Genomic DNA, 25,234 nt, shown 5'->3' on the forward strand with positions numbered 1-25,234 from the left:
CTCATGCTCATCGCCCAGCTATCGGACCTGCATGTGCGGCCACGCGGCATTCCCGCCGCCCGCGTCGTCGAGACCAACATGCTGGTAGAGCGCGCGCTCGCGGCTGTCGCCGCGCTCAACCCGCGCCCGGATGTGGTGGTGGTTTCCGGCGACGTGACCGAATGCGGCCGCCCCGAGGAGTACAGGATGGCGGCTGAGCTGTTCCGCCGCCACCTGACGATGCCGGTGTTCGTGGTGCCCGGCAACCATGACCGGCGGGAGCATTTCCGGGCCGGGCTCGGCCACATGCCCGGGGTGACAAAACATCCCGACTTCGTCCAGTATGCGGTGGACGATTACCCGGTCCGTCTGGTGATGCTGGACTCGGTGGTCCCGGAGGCCGGCCACGGGTTGCTGTGCGACCGCCGGCTGGCGTTCCTGGACGAGACGCTGGGCGCCGATCCGCACAAGCCGACGATGCTGGTGCTGCATCACCCACCGATGCTGACGGGTGCGGCGGGGATGGATGGGATTTTCCTCCGCAACACCACGGCGCTGGGGGCGCTGCTGGAGCGGCACCCTCAGGTGGAGCGCATCCTGACCGGGCATCACCACCGGTCGATCGTCGGGCGGCTGGGCCACGCGATCGTCATCGTGGCACCCGCCGTCGTGCATCAGACGGAGCTGAACCTGCTGGGCGGGCGGCCTGATCAGCTGGTCCTGGAGCCGCCCGCCTATCACCTGCACCTGCACCTGCCGGAGAGCGGGATCGCGACGCATACGGCCTTCGTGGAGCGCTTCCCAGGCCCCTACCCTTTCCTGGTCGATGACGACTACCCTGGTTACCCCGCTAGAGGTGGTAAGGCCTGACCGCAAGCCGGGTTGACGGCAGGCGGGGCGGGCGCTATCCGCACCCACCGCGCCGGGGTCACCTGCGGCGGTTGTTCTGGTTTGGCGGCGTAGCTCAGCGGTAGAGCAGGGGAATCATAATCCCTTGGTCGGCGGTTCAAATCCGTCCGCCGCTACCAGATTTGCGTATCCAGCGATAACTCCTCAGCCACGGGCCAAGCGAGCTTTCCATCCCGGTCGTTCCATCGTGGCGGGAAAACGATCCTCTACTTGGTTGCGCCAGCGACGTTGGATCTTCTTGTAGCGATGACTCGTCCGCTGGCTATTTCCTGCGAGTGAACCTCAACAAGCGAGCATCGACATGATAGGGATTTCGCGCGGGCGCGGACTATCCACGCTCGTATCGATTCAATATCTGCGCGCGTTTGCGGCCTTCATAGTCGTGTACTATCACATCTTCTCGAACCGGGTGGCGGAAGATTGGAGCGGCGGCCGGAATATCGGTCTTTCCGGGGTCGATATTTTCTTTGTCATCAGCGGCTTCATCATGTGGACCTCGACGAACCACCGCGGCGGCTTGGTAAAGTTCCTCAAGCGCCGCATCTACAGGGTCTATCCCATGTGGTGGATCGCTCTCACCTTGTGGATTGTAATCAGGCTCATCCTGCCCGATCGTCTGCAAAACAGAGACATCACCGTGGACACCTTGATTTGCAGTTATCTGCTGGTGCCTCATTTTCATCACGTCTTTGTCGGACAGGTCTGGCCCATCCTCGTGCCTGGATGGACACTTCAGATTGAAATCTTCTTCTACGCGATTTTCAGTGTCACGCTTCTGATTGCCGACCGGACGACCCGGCTCGTCACCGTCGTCGTAGCGCTGTGCGCCTTTGCGATCCTTGGTTCGCTGGTCCCAGCCGGTAGCGCCCTCCTGGAGACTTACACCAGTTCGCTGCTGCTCGAGTTTGCGGCCGGCGCGATCCTCGCTGCAATGATGCTCAATCTACAGCGGGCGCCATTCGGCATCGGGGTGATCGTGGTGACGATCGGGCTCGTCCTGATCGTCTTCAATTACCGGCTGATCGTGGAGGAAGGTGTTCGCCGCGTCCTCGTCCTGGGCATCCCGGCGATCCTCATCGTTGCCGGCAGCCTGGTGATGGAGCCTGTTCTGGCGCGTAGGCCAAGTCGCATCCTGCTGCTGTTCGGGGACGCGTCATACTCGCTCTATCTGACCCATTCCGTGGCGATATCGGCAGCCGCCGTCATATGGGAAAGACTGCACTTGCCGATGGGTCGGAGCGTGGGGGCAACCGGCTTCATTCCCTGCGCGCTGATCGCTTCGCTAGTCTTTGCCGTCATCGTCTATCGCTTTGTCGAAATGCCAATCCTGGCAATGCTTTTGCCGTCGCGCGGCGGTGTGCATATAGCGGCACTTCCGGAGGCGACGCTGAGCGACGAGCCTATGGAGGCACCTCCCGCCATACTGGCGCCCGGCAACAAGCAGGGCTAGCTGCCGTTCAACGGGGACATGATCCGATTAGCGAGCGCCCGAAGGCAGTCGCGCGATTGCACCGGTCACGGCTATCGATCGCCGGAGCGTGAGAATGCTCGAGCAAAGGCTACGGGAGGTCCAGTTGCGCCAGGAACTCGCCGAGGCCGCCATCTTCAGCCAGCGCGGCGGCCTCAGCCAACGGCAGCCAGCGCCGCTCCCGCTCGCCCTTCTCCTTCCAATCCTCGAGGTGGCGCGTCACGTCGAGCCGGAAGACCGTGACCTTGCACGGCAGACACTTGCCCGACGGCAATCGTTTCGAAGACGGGTAACAGCCGATCGGCTCCGGCTGGATGTTGCCTGAGACACCTGCCTCCTCGAACGCCTCCTGACTTGCGAGCGCGCTTGCCTCCCGATTCTTCTCGGGGTGTCCCTTCGGGATGATCCAGCGACGGGTCTCGCGTGATGTGATGAGCAGCACCTGCGTGCGGCCGTCAATCGTCGCGACCGGGAGCGCGGCCAACTGCTTCAAAGTCTTGGGCATCCCCGTTATCCGGTCCTCCTAGGCGTTATCAAGGAGCACTCAGGCTCCTCTTGCAGCCCCTACGGGGACGAGCTGCAGTTCGAGCGGCCTTGCATCGCACAATCCTGCACCGCGCTCGTCCTTTGAAGCGCGCCGCTGACCCAAAGGCCTAACACGGCGAGAACCACCAGCAAAGCCAGCGCCATCAGCGCGCCGCGGCGGCCGCCGGAGGGTTCGTTTTCACTCATGGCGTCGGCTCGCTGCGGACCAAGCGGGGTCGTCATGCCGTATTGGCTCCCGTTCTCCTGAACGTGAGCCCTCACCGGCACCACACCATGGCACATCGGCGCGGAGACGACAGCATCGACGGTCCGCACACGCCATGACGATCAGGCGATGGACACCGAGGAGATTGCCATGCCAAGCGCCGACCGATCGCCGCACCTCGAGCGCCCGCAGCTTGGCCGGCGCGGCTTCGTGATGACCAGTCTGATGACCGGCTTCACCCTGGCGACCACCCGCGCCGAGGCTGCGGCCATCCACACCGACAGTGTCGGCCTGAGCGTGGGAGAAGTGCAGATCCCCGTCGCCGACGGCAACCTGCCGGCTTACGCCGCGCGGCCGGCAGGCGTCGCCAACCCGCCGGTCGTCATCGTCATCGAGGAGATCTTCGGCGTCCACGAATACATCAAGGACGTCTGCCGCCGGCTGGCGAAGCTCGGCTATCTCGCGGTGGCGCCGGAGCTTTATGCGCGCCTCGCCGATCTGTCGACCATGTCCGACTCCGCCCAGATCATGCGCGACGTCATCCTGAAGGCGCCCGACGCGACGATGCTCGCGGATCTCTCGGCGACCGTCGATTGGGCTGTGGCGCATCACGGCGACAGCAGCCGCGTCGCGACCCTCGGGTTCTGCCGGGGTGGCCGGGATGTCTGGCTGTTCGCGGAGAAGGATGCACGGCTCAAGGCCGCCGTCGCCTTCTATGGTCCGGTTGCCAGCCCCACCAGCGCGATCCAGCCGCAGACCCCTCTGGACCTCGCGGGGCAGCTGAAATGCCCCCTGCTCGGGCTCTACGGAGGCCGCGATCAAAGCATTGCACCCGCGGATGTCCATGCCGCGCAGGCAAAGGCGCAGGTGGCAGGAAAAACCGTCGAGATCGTCTACTATCCCGACGCCGGCCACGGCTTTCATGCCGATTACCGGCCGAGCTACAATGCCGCGGATGCGCAGGCCGCCTGGGCGCGCGCCATCGCCTGGCTGCGGGAATACGACGTAGCCTGATCCGGAGCGCGTACGCCCGTCGGCGACAAATATCGGCCTCGGGGGAAGACAGCGGCGGCTTCCGCCACTAGCTATCCGGTTATGACTGATCTTCCGGACCTGACCGCCTCCGCCATGATCCGCGCCTTTCGCGCGGGCAACCTCTCACCGGTGGAGGTGACGGCCGCCTCCCTCGCCCGAATAGATGCCTGGGACGAGCGCCTCTGCGCCACCTGGGCCGTCGACGCGGAGGGTGCGGTGGAAGCGGCCCGGGCCTCCGAGACACGATGGCGCATGGGCAAGCCCCAAGGACCGCTCGACGGAGTGCCCGTGACGATCAAGGAGAATATCGCCACCAAAGGCGTGCCGATGCCGGCGGGCACAGCGGCCGTCGATCCGAAGGCGGCGGTAGCCGACGCTCCCGCCGCCGCGCGTCTGCGGGAAAGCGGCGCCGTTATCCTGTGCAAGACGACGATGCCGGACTTCGGCATGCTCTCCTCGGGCCTTTCGAGCTTTCACCGTCTGGCGCGCAACCCTTGGGACCTTGCGGCCAATCCGGGCGGGTCAAGCGCCGGGGCCGCAGCCGCGACCGCCGCGGGCTACGCGCCGATCAATATCGGCACCGATATCGGCGGCTCCGTCCGCCTGCCGGCAGCGCTTTGCGGAGCGGTCGCCCTCAAGCCGAGCTTCGGCCGCATACCGGTTTCGCCGCCGTTCCTGGGCCGCGCGGTGGGCCCGATCACCCGCACGGTCGAAGACCTCGCCTTAGCCATGTCGGTGCTGAGCCTGCCGGACGCACGCGACTACATGAGCCTGCCACCGACCACGATCGATTGGGCGGCGTCGCCGCTCGACCTGCGGGGTCTGACATTCGGGCTCTGTCTCGAGACGGGCATTGGCTCGCGACCGGAGGCCGCGGTCGTGGAAGCGGTCACCGCCGCCGCAAGGCTGTTCGAGACAGCAGGGGCTCGTGTGGCGCCGCTCGGGCCGTATCTGACCCGACCGATGCTCGACGGGCTAGACGGTTTCTGGCGCACACGCTTTGCCGCAGACACGTCCGGGCTGACCGAGGCGCAGCATGAGCGGATCCTGCCCTACATCCGGGATTGGATCGAGGGCGGGCGCGACCTGTCCGGCGTGGACGTCTATCGCGGCTTCACTCAGATCCCGGCGATCAGCGAGGCAACGCAGGCGGCAACCGCGCCCTTCGACTTTGTCCTCTCCCCGGTATGGCCGGTGGTTTCGTTCCCCGCGGAATTTGCGAGCCCCCTGAACGACCCGTCCCGCCCGTTCGAGCACATCGGCTACTGCGTCGGCTTCAACATGAGCGAGCAACCGGCCCTTGCCATCAATTGCGGTTACTCGTCCTCGGGGATGCCTATCGGGCTGCAAATCGCGGGACGCCGCTTCGACGATCTTGGCGTTATCCGGGTCGCAGCCGCCTTCGAGGCGATGCGGCCTCCGCAACGTCCATGGCCAAGGCTGGATTGATGATCCGCCTCAACAGACTGGAGATCACTTGATGAGACGTTTAATTGCGCTGGCCCTTCTGGCCGCGCTTGGAACTGGCGCCGGCTTGCCGGCCTTGGCCCAGGTGCCCCCGCCGCCCGGATACCGTCCACCCCCGCCCCCCGGCTACCGTCCGCCCCCGCCCCCCTATTACCACCGTCACCATCACCATCATCACCATCATCATCACTACCGCCTGCCGCCGCCGGGCTACCGGCCGCCGCCGCCGCCCGGCTGATACGCATGGTGCGCCGGCGGCTGCCATGAGGCCGCCGACGCCCCACCCATCTACGCCTGACCGGGCCGTGCGATGGGCGGATGAAGCAGCCACAGACGGCTGGGTGCGCCTCGCGCGACGCTGGCGATGGATCATGCTGACGATGGATGGCGCGCTGCGCGCAACACGGAAAGCTTCAACGTGGCGTTTCGAAAAGGCGCATTGGCTCCTGAACCTCTCCAGGGGCCGCGTCGCGGTAATCGCGCCGGCCGTCCGTTGCCGAACCACTCGGTCGGTCGCTCGCAAGACTAGCAATCCGGAGCAGGCACACAACTTGGTCAGCCGAGATGACAGACAGCCGCGTTGCACGAGTGACCGCGCTGACAATCGTCTTCGGACTGGCCTTGGGGAGCTGCAGAACGCCAGCCTTGGCCGCAGGTTATGAGGTCTGGCGGGGTCAGTATGTCTGTGCACAGGGCGTGACCGATCTGACGCTGGTCATGAATGTCGATAAGGTCGGTGACGCTTATGCGCTCTTTGAATTTTACGCTGACCGGCGCAACCCGACAGTGCCCAGCGGATGCTTCGAGATGAGCGGCAGCAAGAACAACTCCGGCCATGTCAGTCTTATGCCGGGCGCATGGCGCCTCAGACCCGATGATTATGTTGCCGTAGGCCTTGTCGGCGATGTGCACGAACCTGCTAATTTAACAGGCGAAATAGAGGGCCCAGGTTGCGGATCGTTTGTCCTCAAGCAGGACCTCGCCCCTCGCGATGCTGTCACGGAATGCGCCGGAGCCGATTCTTAGGCACCTTCCCCCATCAGATGTGCGGGCCAAGATGCGTCTTGCGCCGGCGGGTACGAAAATTTCGGGTGTTGCAAGTCAAGCGGGCGGTCGCCCAAGCCGCCACCACACGCAGAATCCTTCTATTCGCGATCATCCCCAGCCGCATCGACGTGGACTTCATCCTCCAATTTGGCATTTTCCTTCTCGGTGAGTAGAGCCACGCCTGCCTGAACTGCGGCGGCATTTGCCCTCTCGAAGGTGTGATTGATGGCGGAAAGAAGGGCGTCGGCGTCTGGCGGCAGCCCGTGAAGTTTAGTCGCCACAGCCATGTTGTGTAGTGAGGTCCGCAAGGCTTCAGCGTAGGCCCGGGCTGTCGTCGCGTCGAGTTCAAGATCGCTCATGTTGGATCCTCCAGTAGCCGAACACGCGGTTAGCTAGCTGGCAGTTGAAGACGGCTGTTTGACAAACGTCAGATGGGGATGCGGACGGGCCATGCGAGACATCAGGGGCTTCACGATACGTGGTGCGCCGCCGTTCTGCAGCCGACATCCACCTGCGCCGGGAAAGCCCTATCCGCGGAACTGCACGTCGTGCAGGCGGCGGTAGGCGCCCTCGGCCGCAAGAAGCTCCGCATGACGCCCCTGCTCGACCACGCCATGCCGATCGACCACCACGATCCGGTCGGCATCGCGGATCGTTGCGAGCCGATGGGCGATGACGAGGCTGGTGCGGCCGGCAGCCAACTCCGACAGCGATTGCTGGATGGCCCGCTCGGTTTCGCTGTCGAGGGCACTGGTCGCCTCGTCCAGGATCAGGATCGGGGGATTCTTCAGAAACATTCGGGCAATCGCGACGCGCTGCCGCTGCCCACCCGAAAGCTTCACCCCGCGCTCGCCGAGGATCGTGTCGAGCCCCTCAGGCATATTGGCGATCATCCCCGTCAATTGAGCGCGCTCGGCTGCCGCCAGGATGTCAGCCTCACTCGCGCCGAGGCGCCCGTAGGCGATGTTCTCGCGGAGCGTTCCGCCAAACAGGAACACCTCCTGCTGCACAACACCGATCTGCTGCCGCAGGGAGGTAAGCGTCATGCTCGCGATGTCGATGCCGTCGATCATGATCCGGCCGCTATGCACGTCATAGAAGCGCGGCAACAACGCGCAGAGCGTGCTCTTGCCGGCGCCGGACGGGCCGACGAAAGCCACGGTCTCACCGGCCCTGATGTGGAGGCTCACGCCGCGCAGCACGGTGCGCTCGGAGCTGTAGCCGAAAGTCACGTCCTCATAGACGATGTCGCCGGCGAGCGGCGGGGCTGGACGGGCGCCAGGGCGCTCGGTCAACGTCGGCTTGGTGTCGATCAGGTCGCAATACCGGCGGAAGCCGGCGATGCCCTTAGGATAGGTCTCCAGCACCGCGCTGATCTTGTCGACGGGCCGGAAGAAGACGCCGACCAGCAGCAGGAAACCGACAAAGCCGCCGGGCGTAAGCGCGCCGTGAAGCACGAACCACGTGCCCGCCACCATCACGATCATCTGCGTCGACCGCATCGACAGGTAAGTGAGCGCCGTGCTCGCGGCCATGAGCCGGTAGCCCTGCTGCTTGATACGCTGATAGGATTGGTTGTCGCGGGCAAATAGCTGGCGCTCATGCGCCTCATTGGCAAAGGCCTGAACCACCCGCATCCCGCCGATATTCTCTTCGACGCGCGCATTGAAGACGCCGATACCGGCAAAGATCGCCCGGAAATTATGCGTCAGACGATTGCCGTAGCTGGTCGCGACCAGCAGGATCGGCGGCACGACAAGAACCGTCAGAACGGCAAGATCGACGTTGATGACAAACATCAGCGCGAATGCGCCGACGAAGGTCATCACGGCGATGACGAGATCCTCGGGGCCGTGATGGGCAACTTCCCCGATATCCTCCAGGTCGCGCGTCACGCGGGCGATGAGATGGCCGGTCTTCTGCTCGTCATAGAAGGAGAAAGACAATGACTGGAGGTGATCGAAGGCGCGGCGGCGCATCTCCGTTTCCAGTGCGATCCCGAGCACATGCCCCCAGTAGGTGACGATCGCCATCAGGCCCGTATTGACCAGATAGAGGGCAACCAGCCCCCCTGCATAGCCGGCGATGAGGCCCCAGTCGTGGCCGGGCAGCAACCGGTCGATGAAGGTGCTGACTGCAAGCGGAAAGGCAAGTTCCAACAGCCCCGACAACACCGCACAGCCGAAGTCGAGGATGAACAGCTTGCGATGCGGACGGTAGTAGCTTGCGAAACGGCGGAGGATGGTCATTCCCTTGCCCTGTAGCAGGCGCCAGGAAGAGTGCAAGCGCGGCGTCCCATCTCGTTCAGGAGGGGCTGTCCGGAAAGTGATCGGCAGGCCTCTAGCTTGCGACCGGGACATTGCCGACCTGTTGCATTAGATGACCAATCCATCTCCATCGCTCGTCGGCGCGTCGGTCAACGGAATGACGCAGCCGATCAAGCGGCTGATCGCGGCCCGGACGGCTGCTATCTTCAACGACCGCACCCGTGGCGAACGACCGGTCACCCGACAGGCCGACGGTTTGTTCGGCCCGCGTTCGGTTGCGTGGCGCGTTCATGGCGACGTGACCTCGATGATGGTGGGAGGGGTCGCGAGCCTGCTGCTCCAGATGCTGCATCCAGCCGTGCTGGCAGGGGTGTGGGACCACTCGAACTTTCGCACCGACATGCATGGAAGGCTAAGGCGCACGGCACGTTTCATTGCGGTCACCACGTATGGCGGCCGGCCGGAGGCCGAGGCCCTGCTGGCGCGTGTGCGCGGCATCCACGAGCACGTCCGCGGCGTGCTGCCCAACGGCGTTCCCTATGCCGCGAATGATCCGGCTCTGCTGGCCTGGGTGCATGTCACTGAGACCACCAGCTTCCTCGATGCCTGGATCCGCTACGCCGAACCACGCATGCGGGTGACCGACCAGGATCGCTATTTCGCCGAAATGGTCAGGATCGCCGAGCCGCTCGGCGCCAACCCGGTGCCGCGAAGCCGCCGCGAGGCACAGGCATTGATCTTGGAGATGCGGCCGCAGCTCGTATGTGACGACCGGACGCGGGAAGTCGCCCGGCTGGTATTGAACCAGCCGGCCCAGAACCGGATGGTCGAGCCATTGCAGGCGCTAACGATGCAGGCAGGCATCGATCTGCTGCCATCCTGGGCGCGGCGGCAACAGGGGCTCCCGGACCCGGCCCTGGCCCGTCCACTTGTACGCGCCGGAACGCTGAGCGTCGCCCGCACCCTCCGCTGGGCCTTCTCGTAGACCGACCAGACACCCGAGCGGGTCCGCCGCCGCGGCGCTAAGGCCACTGACTACGGTCGAGCTTCACCACCGCAGCGCGCTGCCCCGCGCAGACTTCGCGGCCGGGAACCGCGGGCAACGTGCAAAGACGATTACCAACCGCCGGGAATGGTTTCTCGCGCCACAATCGCCGTTTCCTCGACGACGGGCGGTGCAACGGGTGCCGTCTCGGCCATGGTGAATTTGGCCCGGGCCTGGGTCTTCAGCGCCCCGGAGCGCGCACGATGTTGTTCCGGCGTCTGGTGGTCCAGATGGGTTGGCATTCGGATCTCCTCAAACCATCGGTCGCGTTAAGGTATCAATTGATACAACGCGCTCATTCGCACTGGCGGCGAACTCGGTTCACGGCGTCTCGCGCATCCTGTTCATGGATCATGGCTGCGTTATCGAGGACACGACGCCTCAGCAGTTCTTCACCAATCCCGCACGTGGCCGGGCGCGGGAGTTCCTTCGTCGAACGTTGAAGGCCGAAATCTAAGCAGCGGCGCGCGAAGTCACCGCCACTCTTACCTCCATCAGTCGGTAGCTTGTCGCAATTTTTCCAGCGAGCAGAACGCATTTGCCGCGAAACGGGCCCGATATTCCGGAGGACAATCCGGGTCCGACAGCAATTTCAGCGACGCCTGCAGGCTTTCGTGGTGATGGCCCGACCAGTAGCCGTTGACGGCCAGCTCATCGAGCAGTCCGAAGGCGTAAATCCAGTCTTCCATGAACAGCCCGTCGGCTGGGCGGGAAATCGCGAGACCGCGCTTGGCAAGCTGAAAACCCTCTTCGTGCCGTCCTTTGAGACGGCAGAAGCGGCTCGCGCCGTGCAGGGCCTCCGCCCGGCTGGGGAAGGCCGTTGTCGCCCGCAGATACGTATCGATCACCGCACGCTGCGAATGCTGCAATGTCTCCATCAGCTGCGCCGCCTGATACAGGCTGATGAAGACCTCTTCAGGCCAGAATCCCAACTCGGCGCGCAGGCGGTAGTTCTCCAATGCCTTCGCCGGGTCACCAGCATCACGATAGCTCTGGGCGAGGTAGAAGCGATAACGCGAGATCAGAAAGGGATCTGTCGCTAGACGGAGCGCGTCCTCCAGAACGAGCGCATCGCGCCGATAGGTGTCCGGGTCCTTCCGCCGCGCGCCGTCATGGTTCTGTCGGATGCGGAGGCCGGCAAGGTGCGCGTGGTCATGCGGGTCCGAACACGTCAGATATTCGTGCAGAACGCCCTCATACCGCCAGGGCAAGGCGTTGCTGATCAGCTGGGGACGACTGAAGCGCGTCCCGCCATTGATGATGTCTAGACTATAGGCCGAGGCCGATAGGTCGGGCATCTTGAATCCGGCCTCGATCTCCAGACTATCGTCAGCATCCATTATGAGTGTGTAATCAGCCATTCCGCGAGCCAAAAGCAGGGCCTGGGAACGATTATGGCCGAAGTCGCGCCACGGTTTGCTTTGCAAGACGCCGGGGATGGCATGCAAATGGTCGCGGATGACCTCCTGCGTTTCATCGGTGGAGCCTGTATCCAGGACCAGCCAAGTGTCGATTAAGCCGAGCACGGAGTCGAGGCAGCGGCGGATCACCTCCGCCTCGTTCTTAACGATCATGCAAAGGCAAACTGTCTGGCCTGACTGGTTCATCTCGCACCGCTTCGTTCGGCCGGCGATCACCAGCCAGATTAGAAGATCCGATGCTCGACACCGGCAAGCAGGATTGTGGTTCCGTCGGAAAGGGTAATGACGTCGCCCAGGCCTCCCACTGTTTCGAGGGGTAGGTCGGCCAGAGTATAGTCATAGCCAGCGAAGGCCAGGTTGTCCGAAGCGTCGAAGCCGATGATCTCCTCGAGCCCGCCAGCGTGGCCCTTGATGAAGGCGAAAACGTCGCCGCCCGTGCCAGCGGTGATTGTCGACACGCCGGAGCCGCCGAGCACACTGTCCGCTCCACTTCCGAGGATCGCCACCAGGGTGCCGGTATCGCCCAGCGGATTCGTTGCAATGGTCTCGGGGCCCTTGCTTGCGGACGCGTCGATACCGGTGATCCCGGATGGGCCGGCGATCGCAAGATTGTTGGCGCCAGTCACCGAATAGATGCTGGTGCCCGTGCCGCCAACGAGTGTGCTGTTCATACCCGAAACGATGCCGGTGATGCCACCAGCCCCGCCGGTGATCGAGCTGTCGGCCCCGCTGACGCTGAATCGTGTCACGCCCGAGCTGGCGCCGAACAGGGTCGTCGATCCCGCGGCGGCGGAGACCGTGTCGTCTGGTCCAGCAAAGATGACGCTCGGCGCGGTGGTCGTGATCGTGTTGGCGCCGGCAGTCGTGTCGACGACGGCGGAAGCCGCAGTGAGCGCCACAGAAGAATTCGCGGAGGCCAAGACAACTGGTCCGGCGGCGGTGGACACACCGCTTTCCGTCACGACTGTGAAGGCCGTGCTGGCGTTGAAGAAGGCACTGAAAACGGCGGGCGCACCGCTTGCCTCCGTCGATTGGCCGGGAAGCGGGCTTGCCGACCCTGTGCTGCCGGTGGACCCGGTGGAACCCGTGGAGCCGGTAGCGCCTGTCGCGCCCGTGGCGCCGGTGCTGCCGGTGGACCCGGTGGACCCGTGGAGCCGGTAGCGCCTGTCGCGCCCGTGGCGCCGGTGCTGCCGGTGGACCCGGTGTCAGCCCGTGGAGCCTGTCGCGCCCGTGGTCGCGCCCGTGGCGCCCGTGGAGCCGGTAGCGCCGCCCGTGGCACCCGTATCACCGGTGGATCCGGTGTCACCCGTGGAGCCGGTAGCGCCTGTCGCGCCCGTGGCTCCGGTGGCGCCCGTGGAGCCTGTCGCGCCCGTGCTGCCGGTGGACCCTGTAGATCCCGTGGCGCCCGTGCTGCCGGTGGACCCTGTAGCTCCGGTGGACCCGATGGCGCCCGTGCTGCCGGTGGACCCTGTAGCTCCGGTGGACCCGGTGTCACCCGTGGAGCCGGTGGACCCTGTCGCGCCCGTGGCGCCGGTGACACCCGCGCTGCCGCTGGACCCTGTGGCACCCGTGGCTCCTGTGGCACCCGTGCTGCCGGTGGCGCCCGTAGCACCCGTGGCGCCGGTAGCGCCCGTGCTGCCGGTGGACCCTGTGGCACCCGTAGCCGCGCGCCCGTGCTGCCTGTGGCTCCTGTGGCACCGGTGGCACCCGTGCCGCCGGTGGAGCCTGTCGCTCCCGTGGCACCGGTGTCACCCGTACCAGCCGGTGGAGCCTGTCGCGCCCGTGGCGCCGGTAGCGACCCGTGCTGCCGGTGGACCCTGTAGATCCCGTGGCGCCGGTGGCACCCGTACCGCCGGTGGGGCCTGTCGCTCCCGTGGCGCCGGTGGCACCCGTACTGCCGGTGGAGCCTGTCCCTCCCGTGGCGCCGGTGGCACCCGTACTGCCGGTGGGGCCTGTCGCTCCCGTGGCGCCGGTGGCACCCGTACTGCCGGTGGAGCCTGTCCCTCCCGTGGCGCCGGTGGCACCCGTACTGCCGGTGGGGCCTGTCGCTCCCGTGGCACCCGTACCACCGGTGGGGCCTGTCGCTCCCGTGACACCTGTGCTGCCGGTAGAGCCTGTTGCTCCAGTAGCGCCGGTGGCACCCGTGGCTCCGATCGCAGTGTCCGTTACCGAACCCTGAACGAACGTCAGATTATTCGATGTGACCTCGATCGTTGCCGACGAGTAGCTGCCACCCGACGGCAGGGTCGTGCTGAAGCTGAAATCCGCACCCGACAGCACGAAGCTTGATATTTCGCCCGAGCCCAGCACCGTCTCGGTGCCCCCCGGTGTCCCGTTTGGGGGGAAACCTTCCGGATCATAGACGACATAGAGCGTGCCCGACCCTGCAAAGTCGCCCGTGATCGTCACCGCATCGTAGGACTGCACAACATTCGTCACGGTGATGTCGGTGCCGGACTGTCCGTCGGCGGCAAACGCGAAGGCCTTGCCCGTGAAACTTCCGGCCAGATCGAGCGTCTGCGCCTGCCCCCCATCGCCGACATAGGCGACGGACAGCAGACCGCCCGACCCGGCGTAGGTAACCGAGGTCACGCTGCTCGCCGCCAACCCGGCAAGATCGATGATGTCTCCGATCGCAAAATTGCTTATGGGAACCGTCGCCACGACGCCGGCGCTGCCCACGACGCCGCCATCTGCGCCGCTGACCAGAAGCGTTGCGGCACTTCCTGCGAACAGGATGCCGCCCGAGGCCACACTGGCGCTTAGCAGATCGAAAACGCCGGACCCCGCAATCGTGGTGCTGACCGCGGTCCCGCCTGCCGATACGGTGATGGTGCCTCCGCTGCCGACATAGGACCCGCTGGCAGCGCCACCCGACGACACGATCTCCGCCCCGTACTCCGTCGCGCCCACTGTCAGGCCGTGCGATGTGACGATGAGGGCACCGCCGTTGCTGACGACTGCTCCGCTCGCCGTGCCGCCGGCAAGGACCGTCTCCGCCCCCCCGCTGCCGAGCCTGTCCGCGACCGTCGCGCCGCCAGAGAACACCATGGCCGTCCCGCCGCCCGCGACCGTGGTTGCGCTTGCGACGCCGCCGGCGGACACGACCAGACTGCCGCCGCTGCTGATTACGGCATGACTCGCGATCCCCGTGGAGAAGACGAACACCGTCCCTCCGCTCAAGGCGGAGGTCGCCACGGCCGTTCCGCCGGACAACACGAACAGCGCGTCGCCGTTTGATAAAACAAACCCGGACGCCGCCACGGTGGCCGAGGTCACGCTCACGGCCGGATCCGGCTGGTAGTAGACGACGCCGGTCGACACGACCTCGCCGCCGGTGCCGCTCACTGTGCCGGAAACGACACTCCCGGGAATGACAATGAGTGTGCCGCCGCTCCCCACCGCATCATTCCCGGCATCGCCGCCGGGCAGTGCGAGGACGATGCCGCCGCTCGACAGGATCGTGCCGCTGGCGACACCGGCCGAAGACACCACCGTGAGGCCGCCGGAACTCACCGTGGCGCTAACACTGGTTCCACCGGAACCGATCAGAGCGATGCCGCCGCTCGAGACTGTCGTGCCGCTGATGATCCCGCCGCCGGACACCACCTGCGAACCGCCGCTGGAGACGGTGCTGGACGTGGCCACCGCACCCGAGAGGACGATCTGCGTGCCGCCGCTCGCGAAGATGTTGTCGAGCGCCGTGCCGCCTGCGGCGACGATCAGGCTGCCGCCGCTCAACAGCGTCGTGCTGATGGCCGTGGCGCCGGACGACACGAGCATGAAGCCGCCGAGGCTGATGACCGCGCCCACCGCCGTGCCGCCGTAAGCCACGGCCTCGGTTCCGCCGCTCGCCACCCTCGCGCCGATGCTCGTGCCGCCCGAGCAGACGGCATCGATCCCCAGCGCGGTGACGGTCGTGCCGGTCGCAGTGCCGCCGGAGGAGACCGTCAGCAGGCCCTTGCCCCCGGAGCTGCCCGAAACCAGCGTCGCACTCGCCGTGCCGCCCGAGAGAACCGTCTGCGCGCCGAAACTGCCGATGACGGTGTTGGTCGTGACGCCGCCCGCCGAGACGATCTGCAGGGCGAGAGAACCGGTTGCAATGCCGCTCAGGATGCTGCCCGTGGCGGTGCCGCCCGAGACAAGTTCGATCGTGCCGCCCCCGGTCATCGTGCCGCTCGCAGCACCCCCGGGGCCAAGGACGAGATTGCCCAGCCCCGTGGCGGTGAGGACCAAACCGCCGGAACTTGCACCCGAGACGAGTATCTCGGTGCCGCCGGAGAAGAGGAGCCCGCTCACGGTGGCGCCCCCGAAGAGTACGATGGCCCCGCTGGAGCCAATCGTTGTGCCGAAAGCGGTGCCGCCGGAAGAGGCGACCTCGAAGCCGCCGGCGCTGACAGTGGTGCGGCCTGCCGTGCCGCCGGAGGAGACGAGTTCGGTGCCGCCGCTCAAAACCTGGGCGCCGACAAATACCCCGCCGCCAGACGAGGCGATTTCGGTGGCGCCGCTGGCGACGATCGTGCCGCTGGCCGTGCCGCCGGAAGAGATAATTTCGGTGCCGCCGGCGCTCACGACCGTGCTCACGGCCGTGCCGGCGGAGTAGACGAATTCGGCGCCGCCGGCGCTCACGACCGTGCTCATGGCCGTGCCGGCGGAATAGACGAATTCGGCGCCGCTCGCGTTCACGACCGTCCCGCTGGTGACGCCGGAATAATTGTATTCGCCGCCCCCGGCATCGACCGTCGTGCCGATAACCAGGCCGCCAAGGACCTCGGAGCCGCCGGCATTCACCACCGTGGCCCTCGTGATTCCGCCCGAGAAGACCAGCTCGAAGCCGCCGGAACTCACGGCGGTGCCGCTCACCACGGCGCCGGATGCAACATCGAGGTAGCTGCCGGAGAGCAGCGTGGTGCTGATACCCGTGCCGCCGGAGACATATTCCGAGCCGGCGCTCAAGACCGTGCCGATCGTGAGCCCGCCCAGGAAGTCGAACTGCGAACCCCCGGAATAGACGATCGTCCCGGTCGCTGTGCCGCCGGAAGAGACGATTTCGCTGCCGCCGCGCACGACCGTGCCGCTGGCGACGCCGCCGGATAGAACGATGTCGCTGCCGCCGGAGGCAGGCTGGGCGACGCCGCTGAGGGTCGCGCCGCTCAGGAGGCCGCCGGAAGAGACGATGGCTATGCCGAAAGCACTCAACAGCGTGCCGCTCGCCACGCCCCCTGCAACTATCTCCTGCTTGCCGCCGGAGCTCACGGTGGTGGAGTTCGCGTTACCCGCGATGATTTCCACCCCGCCGGTGCTGAGCAAATCGTCCGCTTCTATGCCACCGGCAGAAACGATCTCGGTGCCGCCGCTGATCCAGATGACCGTGCTCGTGCCACCCGATGAAACAATCAGCGTCCCGCCGCTGCTGAGGTTATCGTCGCTGGTGCCCCCGGAGAGGACGATCGTCGTGCCACCGCTGTAACTAAAGCCCCCGACTCCATAGCCGCCGGACGAGATGATCTCGATCCCGCCTGAGGTGACAGCGGCGTCGTCCTCCGTGCCGTGGGAGGAGACGATCAGGGTCGCGCCCTGGCGAACGGTGGCAGCGTAGGCCTCCCCTCCGGACAAGGCGATCACGGTGCCCCCGCCGCTGATCGCGTCGTTGTAGCCCGTGCCGCCAGAGGAGAGGATCTCGGTGCCTCCACTGCTGATGGTGGCGCTATGATCCGCGCCGCCGGACGAAAGCGTGACCGTGCCGCCGGAACTCACCACCGTGGCGCTTATCGTGCCGCCCTTGACGACAATCGCGATCCCGCCACTGGCGACGGTGTCATTCAAACTCGTGCCCGCGGAGGAGACGATCAGGCTGCCGCCGCCGCTGACGGCGGCGCTGTAGTCTTTGCCGGCGGAAGAAACGATTTCCGTGCCGCCAGAGCGCACCGCTGTGCCGCTCATCGTGCCGCTTCTGAGAACCGTAGCAACGCCGCCGCTGCTAATGATGTCGTACAAGCTCGTGCCGCCGGATGAAACGACCATCCTGCCGCCGCTGCTGACGGTGCCGGTGTAATCTTTCCCGCCGGAGCTGATCACGTCGGTGCCGCCAGAGCTGATGACCGTGCCGCTCGTGATGCCGCCCCCGACAACAGTCACGACGCCGCCGCTCGATATCGTCAAACCTGTCGAGGTCGTGCTGTAGACAGTCAGGACGCTGGAGATAATTGGCATGACTGTCAGGTGCCCCGGAAGATGATATGCAGGCAGATCGCCGGGCTTCAGTCGTCTCAACAGTGACGCGACCGCCAATCTCGTTCGCGCTGTAACAGAAACTTCCTAACAAAGAGGGCAAGTTGGACGGCGCGATCTCTCAGCGAGCGGATTGTCAGTCCGCCAGCTTCCTTGTCGTCTTCAACCTCTGTTCCGCCGCTCCAGCCGGCGGTTGATGAGGCTGTTGATGACCGCGAGGGCGACGCCGGCGGCAAAGATGAATGTGCTGAGTACGAAGACCTGCGGCGGCGTGCCGATCTTGGTCGCGCCGTAGACCCAGAGTGGGAAGGTGAGGGTCTGCCCGGCGACGAAGTTCGTGATGATGAGATCATCAATGGACATCGCGAACCCCAGCAGCCCGGCGCCGACGATGCCGGGCAGGATGAGGGGCATCGTCACGGTCCAGAATGCCACCCAGGGCGTCGCGCCAAGGTCCGCCGCGGCGCGATCGAGTGAGCGGTCGAGGCCGGTCATTCGGGCGCGGATGACCACGACGGCGAAAGCCACGTTGAAGGCGACGTGGGCGATGAGGATCGTGATCAGCCCGCGCGGGATGTTGAGTTCGAGGAACAGCGATAGCAACGATGCGCCGACGACGACGGCTGGAGCCGCGATGTCGGCGAAGATGACGATGTCGGTCGTGGTCTTGGCGCGGAAGTTGTATCGGGTCAGCGCCAGCGCCAGCGGCGTCCCGAGAATGATCGAGATGCACGCGCTGCCTACACCGACCACGAGCGAATTGATCAGTGCGCCGGTAAGGTCTTCAATGCCGAAGGCGTGTCGGTAGGCATCCAGCGTGAAGCCGAGCCATTTCAGTGCGACATGCCCATTCGGCGCGAGGTTGAAGCTGAACACGATCATCACCGCGATGGGGACCATCGTGTAAATTATGACGAGGCCGGTATAAAAACCAAGCAGACGCCGCCCGAGTTCGGGCTTCGGGCGGCGCGTCATCACTCTGGTGACAGTGGCGCTCATGCCGCGTAGTCCTGGATGGTGTCGGTGCCGAAGACGCGGGCGTAGAGAAAGATCGCGACCATCAGCAGGAACATCAGCATCGACGACAAAGAAGCAGCCAGCGGGTAGTCCTGGTTGACGAAAAAACTGTCCTGGATCACGTTGCCGATCATGTAGGTGCCCGTGCCACCGAGAATGTCGGCATTGACGAAGTCGCCCACGTTGGTGACGAACACCAGCAAAAACCCGGCGAAGATTCCCGGTGCAGAAAGCGGGATGATGACGCGGATAAAGGTGACCGTTGGCGTCGCGAACAGGTCTCCCGCAGCACGCACTACGCGCCGATCGATCTTCTCGAGCGCCACGTAAAGCGGCATCACGTAGTAGGCCAGGCTGTTGTAGACCAATCCGCCGATGACAGCCCACCGCGTCGAGAGGATGTGCGCGGACTGTGGTATAAGCCCGAGACTTTTCAGCGGGCCGAGGACGAAACCCTCGTCGGATAGGATAAACTCCCAAGCCAGCACGCGAATCACGAACGTCACAAAGAACGGGAGGATCAGCAACAATAGGTAGGTGGATTTGTTGCGCCCCCCATGAAACGCGATCCAGTAGGCGACCGGGTAGGCGATGGCCAGGGTGATGACGGTGGAGATCGCGCCGTAGAGGAACGAGCGCTCGAACTCGGCATGGTACTGCGAGAAGCCGATGGCGAATTCGCTGAAGTTGTCCGACGCGACATAGCCGTCCAGCGGGTTCCCGGTGGCCAACGCCAGGCCCAGCATCGAGCACAGTGGGATCGCGAAAAAAACCGCCAGATAGGCCCAGCTTGGCAAGCTGAGCAGATAGGGTGCGAATTGTCTGCTCAGACGCCGCATGGCCGGTTCTTCCCGTCAGGCCTGTATGATCGGGTTGAAAATGCCGTTCCACCTTTGAAATTCAGCATAGCTTTTGAAGGCGTAAAAATCGTGCGCCTTGTCGAGCACGGCAGCCGACGGGAAAACGAGCGGGCTGTCGGCGACTGCCGCATCCTTGATGACGTCGGCGATGTAGGCCTTCGCGTCCGGGACCGGGCAGATGTAGTTGACGTAGTCCTCGATGATGCCCGCGGTCTTCGGGGTGTAGTAGTAGTTCATCCAGGCCAGCGCAGAGAGCGCATTCGTGGCTCCGATCGGGATGCACATGTTATCGTGCCAGATCATCACGCCTTCCTTCGGCACGACAAATTTGAGATCCTTGAAGCCTTTCTCGTTTGCTTGATAGATGTCGCCCGACCAAGCCTGGGTTATCCACAAATCGCCGTTTTCCAGGGCATTTATGTAGCTTTGGTCATAGTATTGCCTGACCAAACCTTTTTCCTTCTGATCACGCAGGATTGCCGCGGCGGATTGCCAGTCAGCGGGCGTGGATGATACGGGCTTGATGCCTAGTTTAAGTAGAGCGGCACTCCCAAGCTCGGTGTTGTCGTTCATCATGCCGACATGGCCAGCGAAGGCTGGGTCCCAGAGATCGTCCAGTGAGGTGATCTCGCGTTTGGTGAGCTTGGGATTGTATGCGATGCCGGTGAGGCCGGATTGCCAGGTCATCGTGTATTTGTTGCCAGGATCATAGGCCGGGCTGACGACGCTTGAACTGGCGTATTTGGCGAAGTTGGGCACCTTCTCCTTCCAGATTGGAACCAGCCACTTCTGCAGGATCAGCTCGGTCAGCTCCCAGTGATTCGTCATCACGATCATGTCGTAGCCGGTCGCCTGATGAGCTTTGAGCACCGGCGCGATCTGCGCATAGAATGGCGCGTTGTTCTGGATCACCTCCTTGTAGGTGACCTTGATGCCGGTCTCCTTGGTGAAGGCGTCGAGCGAAGGATGATCCGATCCGGTGCTCGTCACGTCGATGTAGAGCGGCCAGTTCGCGAAGACGAATTTGTCGGTTGGCTTCTGCGCGGCCCACCACGCATCCCAATCAGTGACGGTTGCGGCATCCGCCCCTCCCGGTCCACCGAGGATCATAGCCGCCAGGGTCGCGGCGGCCCCGCGCATGAAGTCCCCGCGCGAAATACGAGGTTCGGTCAGTCCCCGTAAGAAGGCTATCGATTTCTCGTCTGGCTTGGACGTTTTGCTCATATCATGCTCCTGTGGCTGCTTCGGGAGATGGTTCGATGACGAAGGTATGTTCGGGGTACCAGGCGAGCCGCACAAACTCGCCCGGGCTCAGCATGGGCTTGCCAAGATTCTGCACGTAGACCGTCAGCGATTGTCCGGTGCGGCTCTCGACTGCGTATTGATGGCTGACCCCCAGATAGACAGCCTCCCCGACCTTGCCCTCTATGACGTTCCATTCGGGACCGGGTTTCGCGCTCTCGTCCAAAATGTGGAATTTCTCGGGACGCACGCCCACCTTCACCTCCGACGCCGGCCCTCTGAGTTTTGTGCTCTCGACCTTGATGGCGGTCCCGTCCGCGAGTTGCAGCCAGGTCGTATCGGTTCCGCGGGAGGTGATGTGGCCGGGAATGAGGTTGGATACACCGAGGAACGCTGCGACGAACTCGCTGCGCGGATTGTCGTATACGTCAGCCGGCGGTCCAACTTGCTCGATCCGGCCCCCTGCCATGACCGCCAGCCGGTCCGACAGGACCATCGCCTCCTCCTGGTCATGGGTCACGAACAGGAAGGTGATACCGATTTCGGCCTGTATGCGTTTCAATTCCAGTTGCATCTGCTTTCGCAGCTTCATGTCCAGCGCCCCTAGGGGTTCGTCCAGCAGCAGCAGTTTGGGCCGGTTCACGAGCGCCCGGGCAAGGGCGACGCGCTGCTGCTGACCGCCGGAGAGTTGCCCCGGTTTTCGATTTACGAATTTCTCCAGGTCGACAAGCGCGAGCATGTCGCGCACGCGGTTGGTGATTTCCGGCTTCGGGACACCCTTGCGGCGCAGACCGAAGGCTACGTTCTCTGCAACCGAAAGATGCGGAAACAACGCATATGACTGGAACACCGTGTTCACGTCGCGGCGGTAGGGAGGCAAGTGGCTCACGTCTGTGCCGCCGAGATAGATGGCGCCCGAACTCGGTTCGTCGAACCCGCCGATCATCGCCAGTGTGGTGGACTTGCCGCAGCCCGATGGGCCGAGCAGGCTGAAGAATTCGCCGCTTTGGATAGTCAGCGAGATGTTGTCCACGGCGACGTGGTTTCCGAACGCCTTTACGACGTTCTCCAGCCGCACGTCCTGGCGTTCGCGTGTGTCCACCCCAGAAGAAGTGGCGATCCGACCGCTGCCAGCAGGCAAAGCGCGGGTTCGTTCCAGTGTCGGCATGCCCTTTTGGCGGTGGCGGTGACGGCGCCCACCACCGTCTCCTTCCTCAGGTTTCCAAGGAATTAGACATGCAATTCAAGGGCGCGACAACCCGCAAAGAAAGACCGGAAACTTCGGCAAAAACCAAAGTTGCACAATTTTTAATCGTCTGATCTTAACTTGTTGAATAATTACGCATTGAAGGCAGAAATCGGTGGGACGCGTTTAACCCCTACGGGGACTTTCGGGCCGATCGCACGCAGCCATTTGTCTTGTGCTTAAACATGTCGTCGCCACGCGGCGCATCCTCGAACGAGAAGCGATATCGTGCACCCGGCGTGACTTCGCGTATCGCCGGCATGTGCTTGCAAGCTGTCACGCGTGCACGAGCCGGACCCGGTCATGATGACAGTCCATCAAACGGACTTGAGCGATGGAGAGGCTCTGAAAGAGGATTAAGCCATGCGATGCCTGCCGAACCATGGCATGCTGAGGGTTCGGGCCTCAGGCAGGCACAGCTCAGCGCCGCACTTGATCGGTCTTCCTCAACTGCCGCATATTGATGCGCCATGTTGCAAACTAGAGGAATGTCGTCTTGAAACAAAAAATCGTTTTGGCTCTGGCTTTGGTCATCGCCTACGCATCCGGCGGAAGCCAACTGACACTTGCTCAGAGCACCGGCTCTCCCGTCAATTCAATGGGTCAGGCGTCCGTCCGAGGCCAGCCTTACGTGAAGACACACAAGCGGCACCACAAGAACTTCTACGGCAAGCACTACAATGTCGAAAAGCATTCCAAGCAGTAGTGTGCCGATAGGACGGCCGGGTGACACTCTCTCGCTGAAGTCGTCCGCCTGCTCGCCGTGAGAGGGGCGCTCAGCCGTCCCTGGTCCGTTGGCGTCCGGGCGGCCGCTGTCACCTCAGCGAAGTCGATCAGTCGGGCGGCCGATGGCGTAGCAGCGGCCACCGAACGAGGGCCAGAAGTGGGAGAGTGGTGCCCAGGGGCGGATTCGAACCACCGACACTGCAATTTTCAGTCGCATGCTCTACCAACTGAGCTACCTGGGCGCAGGCCTCTCGGCCGAGGCGGCTGGGTAGCGCACCCCGCCCATCCGATCAAGAGGCTGGGACGCAATCGAGCTCTCATACGTCCCGCGCGGATGACCGGAGGCTGAAAACCGCCGGTCTGAGCGCCCGGTAAGGCAACCGCCGTTAGCCGCCCAGCCCGTAGCGCTCCATCTTGCGATAAAGGGTGCTGCGGGAAATCCGGAGCGATCTCGCCGCCTCGGCCAGATTGCCGTGGGCCTGGGCGATCGCGGTTGCGATGGCCGCCCGCTCTGCCTGCTCCAGGCTCGTGCAAGGCTGTGAGCCAGCCTCGGCTGCAAGGACAGGTAGCCCCGCGGTCGCCGGTAGGCCGCCCGGCAGGGGCGGGCTTTCAAGGAGGGCCGCCACCTCCTCGACCGTCACCGCCTCGCCCTCGGCCATCAGCAGCAGGCTCTCCACCGTGTTGTGGAGTTCGCGCACATTTCCAGGCCAGCGGTAGGCGCATAGCATCGCCATCACCGGCTCGCTGAACAGCCGCGCTTCTACCCCGTGCCGCGCCGCCAACTGCCGGTTGAAGACATCGACCAGAAGCTCGACATCGCCTTCCCGCTCCCGCAGCGGAGGCGGCTCGATGCCGGTCACGCTGAGGCGGTGATACAAGTCGCGTCGGAAGCGGCCGGCCGCCACCTCATCCCGAAGCCGCCGGTTGGTCATCGCGATCAGCCGCACATCGACGGGATGCGGCTGTCCGCTGCCGAGGCGGTAGATCGCGCCCTCCTCCAGCACCCGCAACAGGAAAGACTGCAGCTCGAGCGGCATCTCGCCGATCTCGTCGAGACAGAGCGTGCCGCCATGCGCCTGCTCGAACCGTCCGGCAGCGCCCCCGGCAGACGCTCCGGTAAAGGCGCCGCGGACATGGCCAAAAAGCTCGCTGGCGAGGAGATCCTTGACCACGGCGCCGCAGTTGAAGACGACGAAAGGCCGGCCATCCGTGGGGTCTCCGTGAAGGGCGCGGGCGAACAGCTCCTTGCCTACGCCCGTTTCACCCTCGATCAGCACCGGGACCCGTTTGCCGACCAGCCGGTGCGCGCGAGCGATCACACGCTCCATGCTGCCGCTGCGCCAGAGGATGGCGGCGAACGGGTCCGGCCCCGCCTGCAGCTTCAGTGGCGGGGAACGTCCTGCATTCGACTGCGGCGGAGGCGGGATGCGGAGCACGGCGCCGATCGTCCGCCCCTCGCTGCGGATGACGCTGAACCAGTCCGCCCGCAACGGTTGGGGCAACTGCGCCGGCCAGTCGTGGATAGGGGCCCCCTCCGCGAGCCCCGGCAGGCGATGACCCAGCGCCACCAGGACCGGCGCACGCCCGCTGCTATGGACAAGCCGCCCATGCCGGTCCAGCACAACGAGCCCACTTCGATCAGCCCCCGAGGCATGCGCGAGACAAGCCTCCAACAACTGCATCCGCTCCACGTTCATGCGGTGGCTCAGCACCATCTCGATCTGCCGGGCCGTCGACACCGCCAGGCTGAGGTTGTTGCGCTGATAGGTCGAGGGCGGTCCGGAGATATCGACGACGCCAAGAACGCGCCCGGTGCCCGGTTCGAAGATCGGCGCGGCGGCGCAGGTCCAGGCCTTGATGCCCTCGCAGAAATGCTCCGCCGCATGCACCTGGGCGGGCCGTGCCGTCGCCAGCGCCGTGCCGATGCCATTGGTGCCGACCGTGTGCTCGCGCCAGTCGCCACCAGGCATGAGGTGGATGTCCTGCCCGTCGTCGAGCGTCTGATGGTCGCCGATGGTGTCCAGCACGATCCCGTCAGGATTTGTCAGCAGCATGAGCGAGCGCGAGCCCACCAGCAGTTCGGCCGAGCGGCTGAATACATCCGAGGCGGCCTCGAGCAGTTCCGCGTGCCGCACCCGCAGCGCCTCCATCGCGTCGCCCCTGGCGGCAAGCGGCGCCGCGCGTCCGGATGGGTTGATGCCGAGTTCGTGGCTGCGCAGCCAGGAGGCGACGACGGTATTGGCGCCTGGCACCATGGCCGACGCGTCGCCGCTTAGAAACCGCTCCCATGCGCGCATGGTCCGAGAACTGTCCGCGGGCTGTATGATCTGAAACGACCGCCCGGCGCGGACCCCCGCTGCCAACACATGCTCTGCGGTTCGAGGCCCGAGCTCAGACCTCCGGTCTGGCATGGCAGTTTGTTCCCTATCATCCGTCCGGTCTCAGAACGGGGGGCGCCTTCAAGGCGTCTTCTTCCGTCGCGACACGTCCTTCCCGATGCTAAGCCTATTCGCGAAATATTTT

22 protein-coding genes and 2 tRNA genes are annotated in these 25,234 nt (G+C 64.6%); 10 read left to right on the forward strand and 14 right to left on the reverse strand.

From position 1 onward, the window contains the following. The first annotated feature begins 3 nt into the window (after positions 1–3). The 3 genes from ACOEQ1_RS12255 (at position 4) to ACOEQ1_RS12265 (ending at position 2,338) form a co-directional block, all read left to right on the forward strand. Positions 4–849 carry a phosphodiesterase gene (locus tag ACOEQ1_RS12255; RefSeq protein WP_419759536.1) on the forward strand — a complete coding sequence of 282 codons (846 nt, stop codon included), beginning with the start codon at positions 4–6 and terminating at the stop codon, positions 847–849. Positions 850–932: 83 nt separating this feature from the next. Beyond that, positions 933–1,007, forward strand: a tRNA-Met gene (locus ACOEQ1_RS12260). Between the two features lie 182 nt (positions 1,008–1,189). Further along, the gene (locus ACOEQ1_RS12265) at positions 1,190–2,338 is read left to right on the forward strand and encodes an acyltransferase family protein (protein WP_419759537.1); all 1,149 of its coding nucleotides are present in this window, start codon (positions 1,190–1,192) and stop codon (positions 2,336–2,338) included. 109 nt (positions 2,339–2,447) lie between these two features. On the opposite strand, the gene ACOEQ1_RS12270 is transcribed toward ACOEQ1_RS12265, so the two are convergent. Together ACOEQ1_RS12270 and ACOEQ1_RS12275 are read right to left on the reverse strand one after the other, a co-directional pair. Continuing rightward, positions 2,448–2,861 carry an NUDIX hydrolase gene (locus ACOEQ1_RS12270; protein ID WP_419759538.1) on the reverse strand — a complete coding sequence of 138 codons (414 nt, stop codon included), beginning with the start codon at positions 2,859–2,861 and terminating at the stop codon, positions 2,448–2,450. Between the two features lie 59 nt (positions 2,862–2,920). Then, on the reverse strand, positions 2,921–3,088 hold the full coding sequence (locus tag ACOEQ1_RS12275) for a hypothetical protein (RefSeq protein WP_419759539.1): 168 nt from the start codon (positions 3,086–3,088) through the stop codon (positions 2,921–2,923). A 169-nt stretch (positions 3,089–3,257) separates the two neighbouring features. Between ACOEQ1_RS12275 and ACOEQ1_RS12280 the strand changes: the two genes are divergently transcribed. The 4 genes from ACOEQ1_RS12280 (at position 3,258) to ACOEQ1_RS12295 (ending at position 6,635) form a co-directional block, all read left to right on the forward strand. Beyond that, entirely contained in the window at positions 3,258–4,121 is an 864-nt protein-coding gene (locus tag ACOEQ1_RS12280; RefSeq protein ID WP_419759540.1) for a dienelactone hydrolase family protein, read from the forward strand. Positions 4,122–4,202: 81 nt separating this feature from the next. Then, complete coding sequence (locus ACOEQ1_RS12285; protein WP_419759541.1) at positions 4,203–5,591, forward strand: amidase; 1,389 nt, start codon at positions 4,203–4,205, stop codon at positions 5,589–5,591. Between the two features lie 31 nt (positions 5,592–5,622). Further along, positions 5,623–5,847, forward strand: a complete 225-nt coding sequence (locus ACOEQ1_RS12290; RefSeq protein ID WP_419759542.1) for a hypothetical protein — start codon at positions 5,623–5,625, stop codon at positions 5,845–5,847. A gap of 458 nt (positions 5,848–6,305) precedes the next feature. Further along, positions 6,306–6,635 (forward strand): hypothetical protein, encoded by a 330-nt coding sequence (locus ACOEQ1_RS12295; RefSeq protein WP_419759543.1) that lies wholly within the window; start codon positions 6,306–6,308, stop codon positions 6,633–6,635. Positions 6,636–6,754: 119 nt separating this feature from the next. Here the strand turns inward: ACOEQ1_RS12295 and ACOEQ1_RS12300 are convergent, their stop codons facing one another. Beyond that, positions 6,755–7,015, reverse strand: a complete 261-nt coding sequence (locus tag ACOEQ1_RS12300) for a hypothetical protein (RefSeq protein WP_419759544.1) — start codon at positions 7,013–7,015, stop codon at positions 6,755–6,757. A gap of 168 nt (positions 7,016–7,183) precedes the next feature. After that, positions 7,184–8,905, reverse strand: a complete 1,722-nt coding sequence (locus tag ACOEQ1_RS12305; RefSeq protein ID WP_419759545.1) for an ABC transporter ATP-binding protein — start codon at positions 8,903–8,905, stop codon at positions 7,184–7,186. Positions 8,906–9,035: 130 nt separating this feature from the next. Between ACOEQ1_RS12305 and ACOEQ1_RS12310 the strand changes: the two genes are divergently transcribed. Further along, a complete protein-coding gene (locus tag ACOEQ1_RS12310) occupies positions 9,036–9,908 on the forward strand; it encodes an oxygenase MpaB family protein (RefSeq protein WP_419759546.1) in 873 nt (290 codons plus the stop codon). A gap of 131 nt (positions 9,909–10,039) precedes the next feature. Here ACOEQ1_RS12310 and ACOEQ1_RS12315 read toward each other — a convergent pair whose 3' ends face one another. The 3 genes from ACOEQ1_RS12315 to ACOEQ1_RS12325 all read right to left on the reverse strand — a co-directional run bounded on the left by ACOEQ1_RS12315 (position 10,040) and on the right by ACOEQ1_RS12325 (position 12,288). Further along, the gene (locus ACOEQ1_RS12315) at positions 10,040–10,210 is read right to left on the reverse strand and encodes a hypothetical protein (RefSeq protein WP_419759547.1); all 171 of its coding nucleotides are present in this window, start codon (positions 10,208–10,210) and stop codon (positions 10,040–10,042) included. A 252-nt stretch (positions 10,211–10,462) separates the two neighbouring features. Continuing rightward, positions 10,463–11,542 carry a glycosyltransferase gene (locus ACOEQ1_RS12320; RefSeq protein ID WP_419759548.1) on the reverse strand — a complete coding sequence of 360 codons (1,080 nt, stop codon included), beginning with the start codon at positions 11,540–11,542 and terminating at the stop codon, positions 10,463–10,465. Positions 11,543–11,613: 71 nt separating this feature from the next. After that, entirely contained in the window at positions 11,614–12,288 is a 675-nt protein-coding gene (locus tag ACOEQ1_RS12325; RefSeq protein WP_419759549.1) for a hypothetical protein, read from the reverse strand. Between ACOEQ1_RS12325 and ACOEQ1_RS12330 the strand changes: the two genes are divergently transcribed. Further along, positions 12,278–12,550 (forward strand): hypothetical protein, encoded by a 273-nt coding sequence (locus ACOEQ1_RS12330; RefSeq protein ID WP_419759550.1) that lies wholly within the window; start codon positions 12,278–12,280, stop codon positions 12,548–12,550. The two genes, ACOEQ1_RS12325 and ACOEQ1_RS12330, sit on opposite strands and share 11 nt — an antisense overlap. Before the next feature lie 330 nt (positions 12,551–12,880). On the opposite strand, the gene ACOEQ1_RS12335 is transcribed toward ACOEQ1_RS12330, so the two are convergent. From ACOEQ1_RS12335 to ACOEQ1_RS12355, 5 genes are all read right to left on the reverse strand, one after another. Further along, positions 12,881–17,602 (reverse strand): hypothetical protein, encoded by a 4,722-nt coding sequence (locus tag ACOEQ1_RS12335; protein WP_419759551.1) that lies wholly within the window; start codon positions 17,600–17,602, stop codon positions 12,881–12,883. Between the two features lie 180 nt (positions 17,603–17,782). Beyond that, on the reverse strand, positions 17,783–18,619 hold the full coding sequence (locus ACOEQ1_RS12340; RefSeq protein ID WP_419759552.1) for an ABC transporter permease: 837 nt from the start codon (positions 18,617–18,619) through the stop codon (positions 17,783–17,785). Further along, the gene (locus ACOEQ1_RS12345) at positions 18,616–19,476 is read right to left on the reverse strand and encodes an ABC transporter permease (RefSeq protein WP_419759553.1); all 861 of its coding nucleotides are present in this window, start codon (positions 19,474–19,476) and stop codon (positions 18,616–18,618) included. Before ACOEQ1_RS12345 ends, ACOEQ1_RS12340 begins: the two co-directional genes overlap by 4 nt. A gap of 15 nt (positions 19,477–19,491) precedes the next feature. Continuing rightward, entirely contained in the window at positions 19,492–20,721 is a 1,230-nt protein-coding gene (locus ACOEQ1_RS12350) for an extracellular solute-binding protein (RefSeq protein ID WP_419759554.1), read from the reverse strand. A 1-nt stretch (position 20,722) separates the two neighbouring features. Continuing rightward, positions 20,723–21,907 carry an ABC transporter ATP-binding protein gene (locus ACOEQ1_RS12355; RefSeq protein ID WP_419759555.1) on the reverse strand — a complete coding sequence of 395 codons (1,185 nt, stop codon included), beginning with the start codon at positions 21,905–21,907 and terminating at the stop codon, positions 20,723–20,725. 574 nt (positions 21,908–22,481) lie between these two features. Between ACOEQ1_RS12355 and ACOEQ1_RS12360 the strand changes: the two genes are divergently transcribed. Continuing rightward, positions 22,482–22,691, forward strand: a complete 210-nt coding sequence (locus tag ACOEQ1_RS12360) for a hypothetical protein (RefSeq protein ID WP_419759556.1) — start codon at positions 22,482–22,484, stop codon at positions 22,689–22,691. Positions 22,692–22,877: 186 nt separating this feature from the next. On the opposite strand, the gene ACOEQ1_RS12365 is transcribed toward ACOEQ1_RS12360, so the two are convergent. Both ACOEQ1_RS12365 and ACOEQ1_RS12370 read right to left on the reverse strand, forming a co-directional pair. Then, a tRNA-Phe gene (locus ACOEQ1_RS12365) sits at positions 22,878–22,953 on the reverse strand. A gap of 144 nt (positions 22,954–23,097) precedes the next feature. Then, entirely contained in the window at positions 23,098–25,008 is a 1,911-nt protein-coding gene (locus ACOEQ1_RS12370; RefSeq protein ID WP_419759557.1) for a sigma-54-dependent Fis family transcriptional regulator, read from the reverse strand. Positions 25,009–25,234 lie beyond the last annotated feature (226 nt).

Origin of the sequence: Acidisoma sp. (assembly GCF_965199065.1) — a bacterium.
Classification (GTDB): Bacteria; Pseudomonadota; Alphaproteobacteria; order Acetobacterales; family Acetobacteraceae; genus Acidisoma.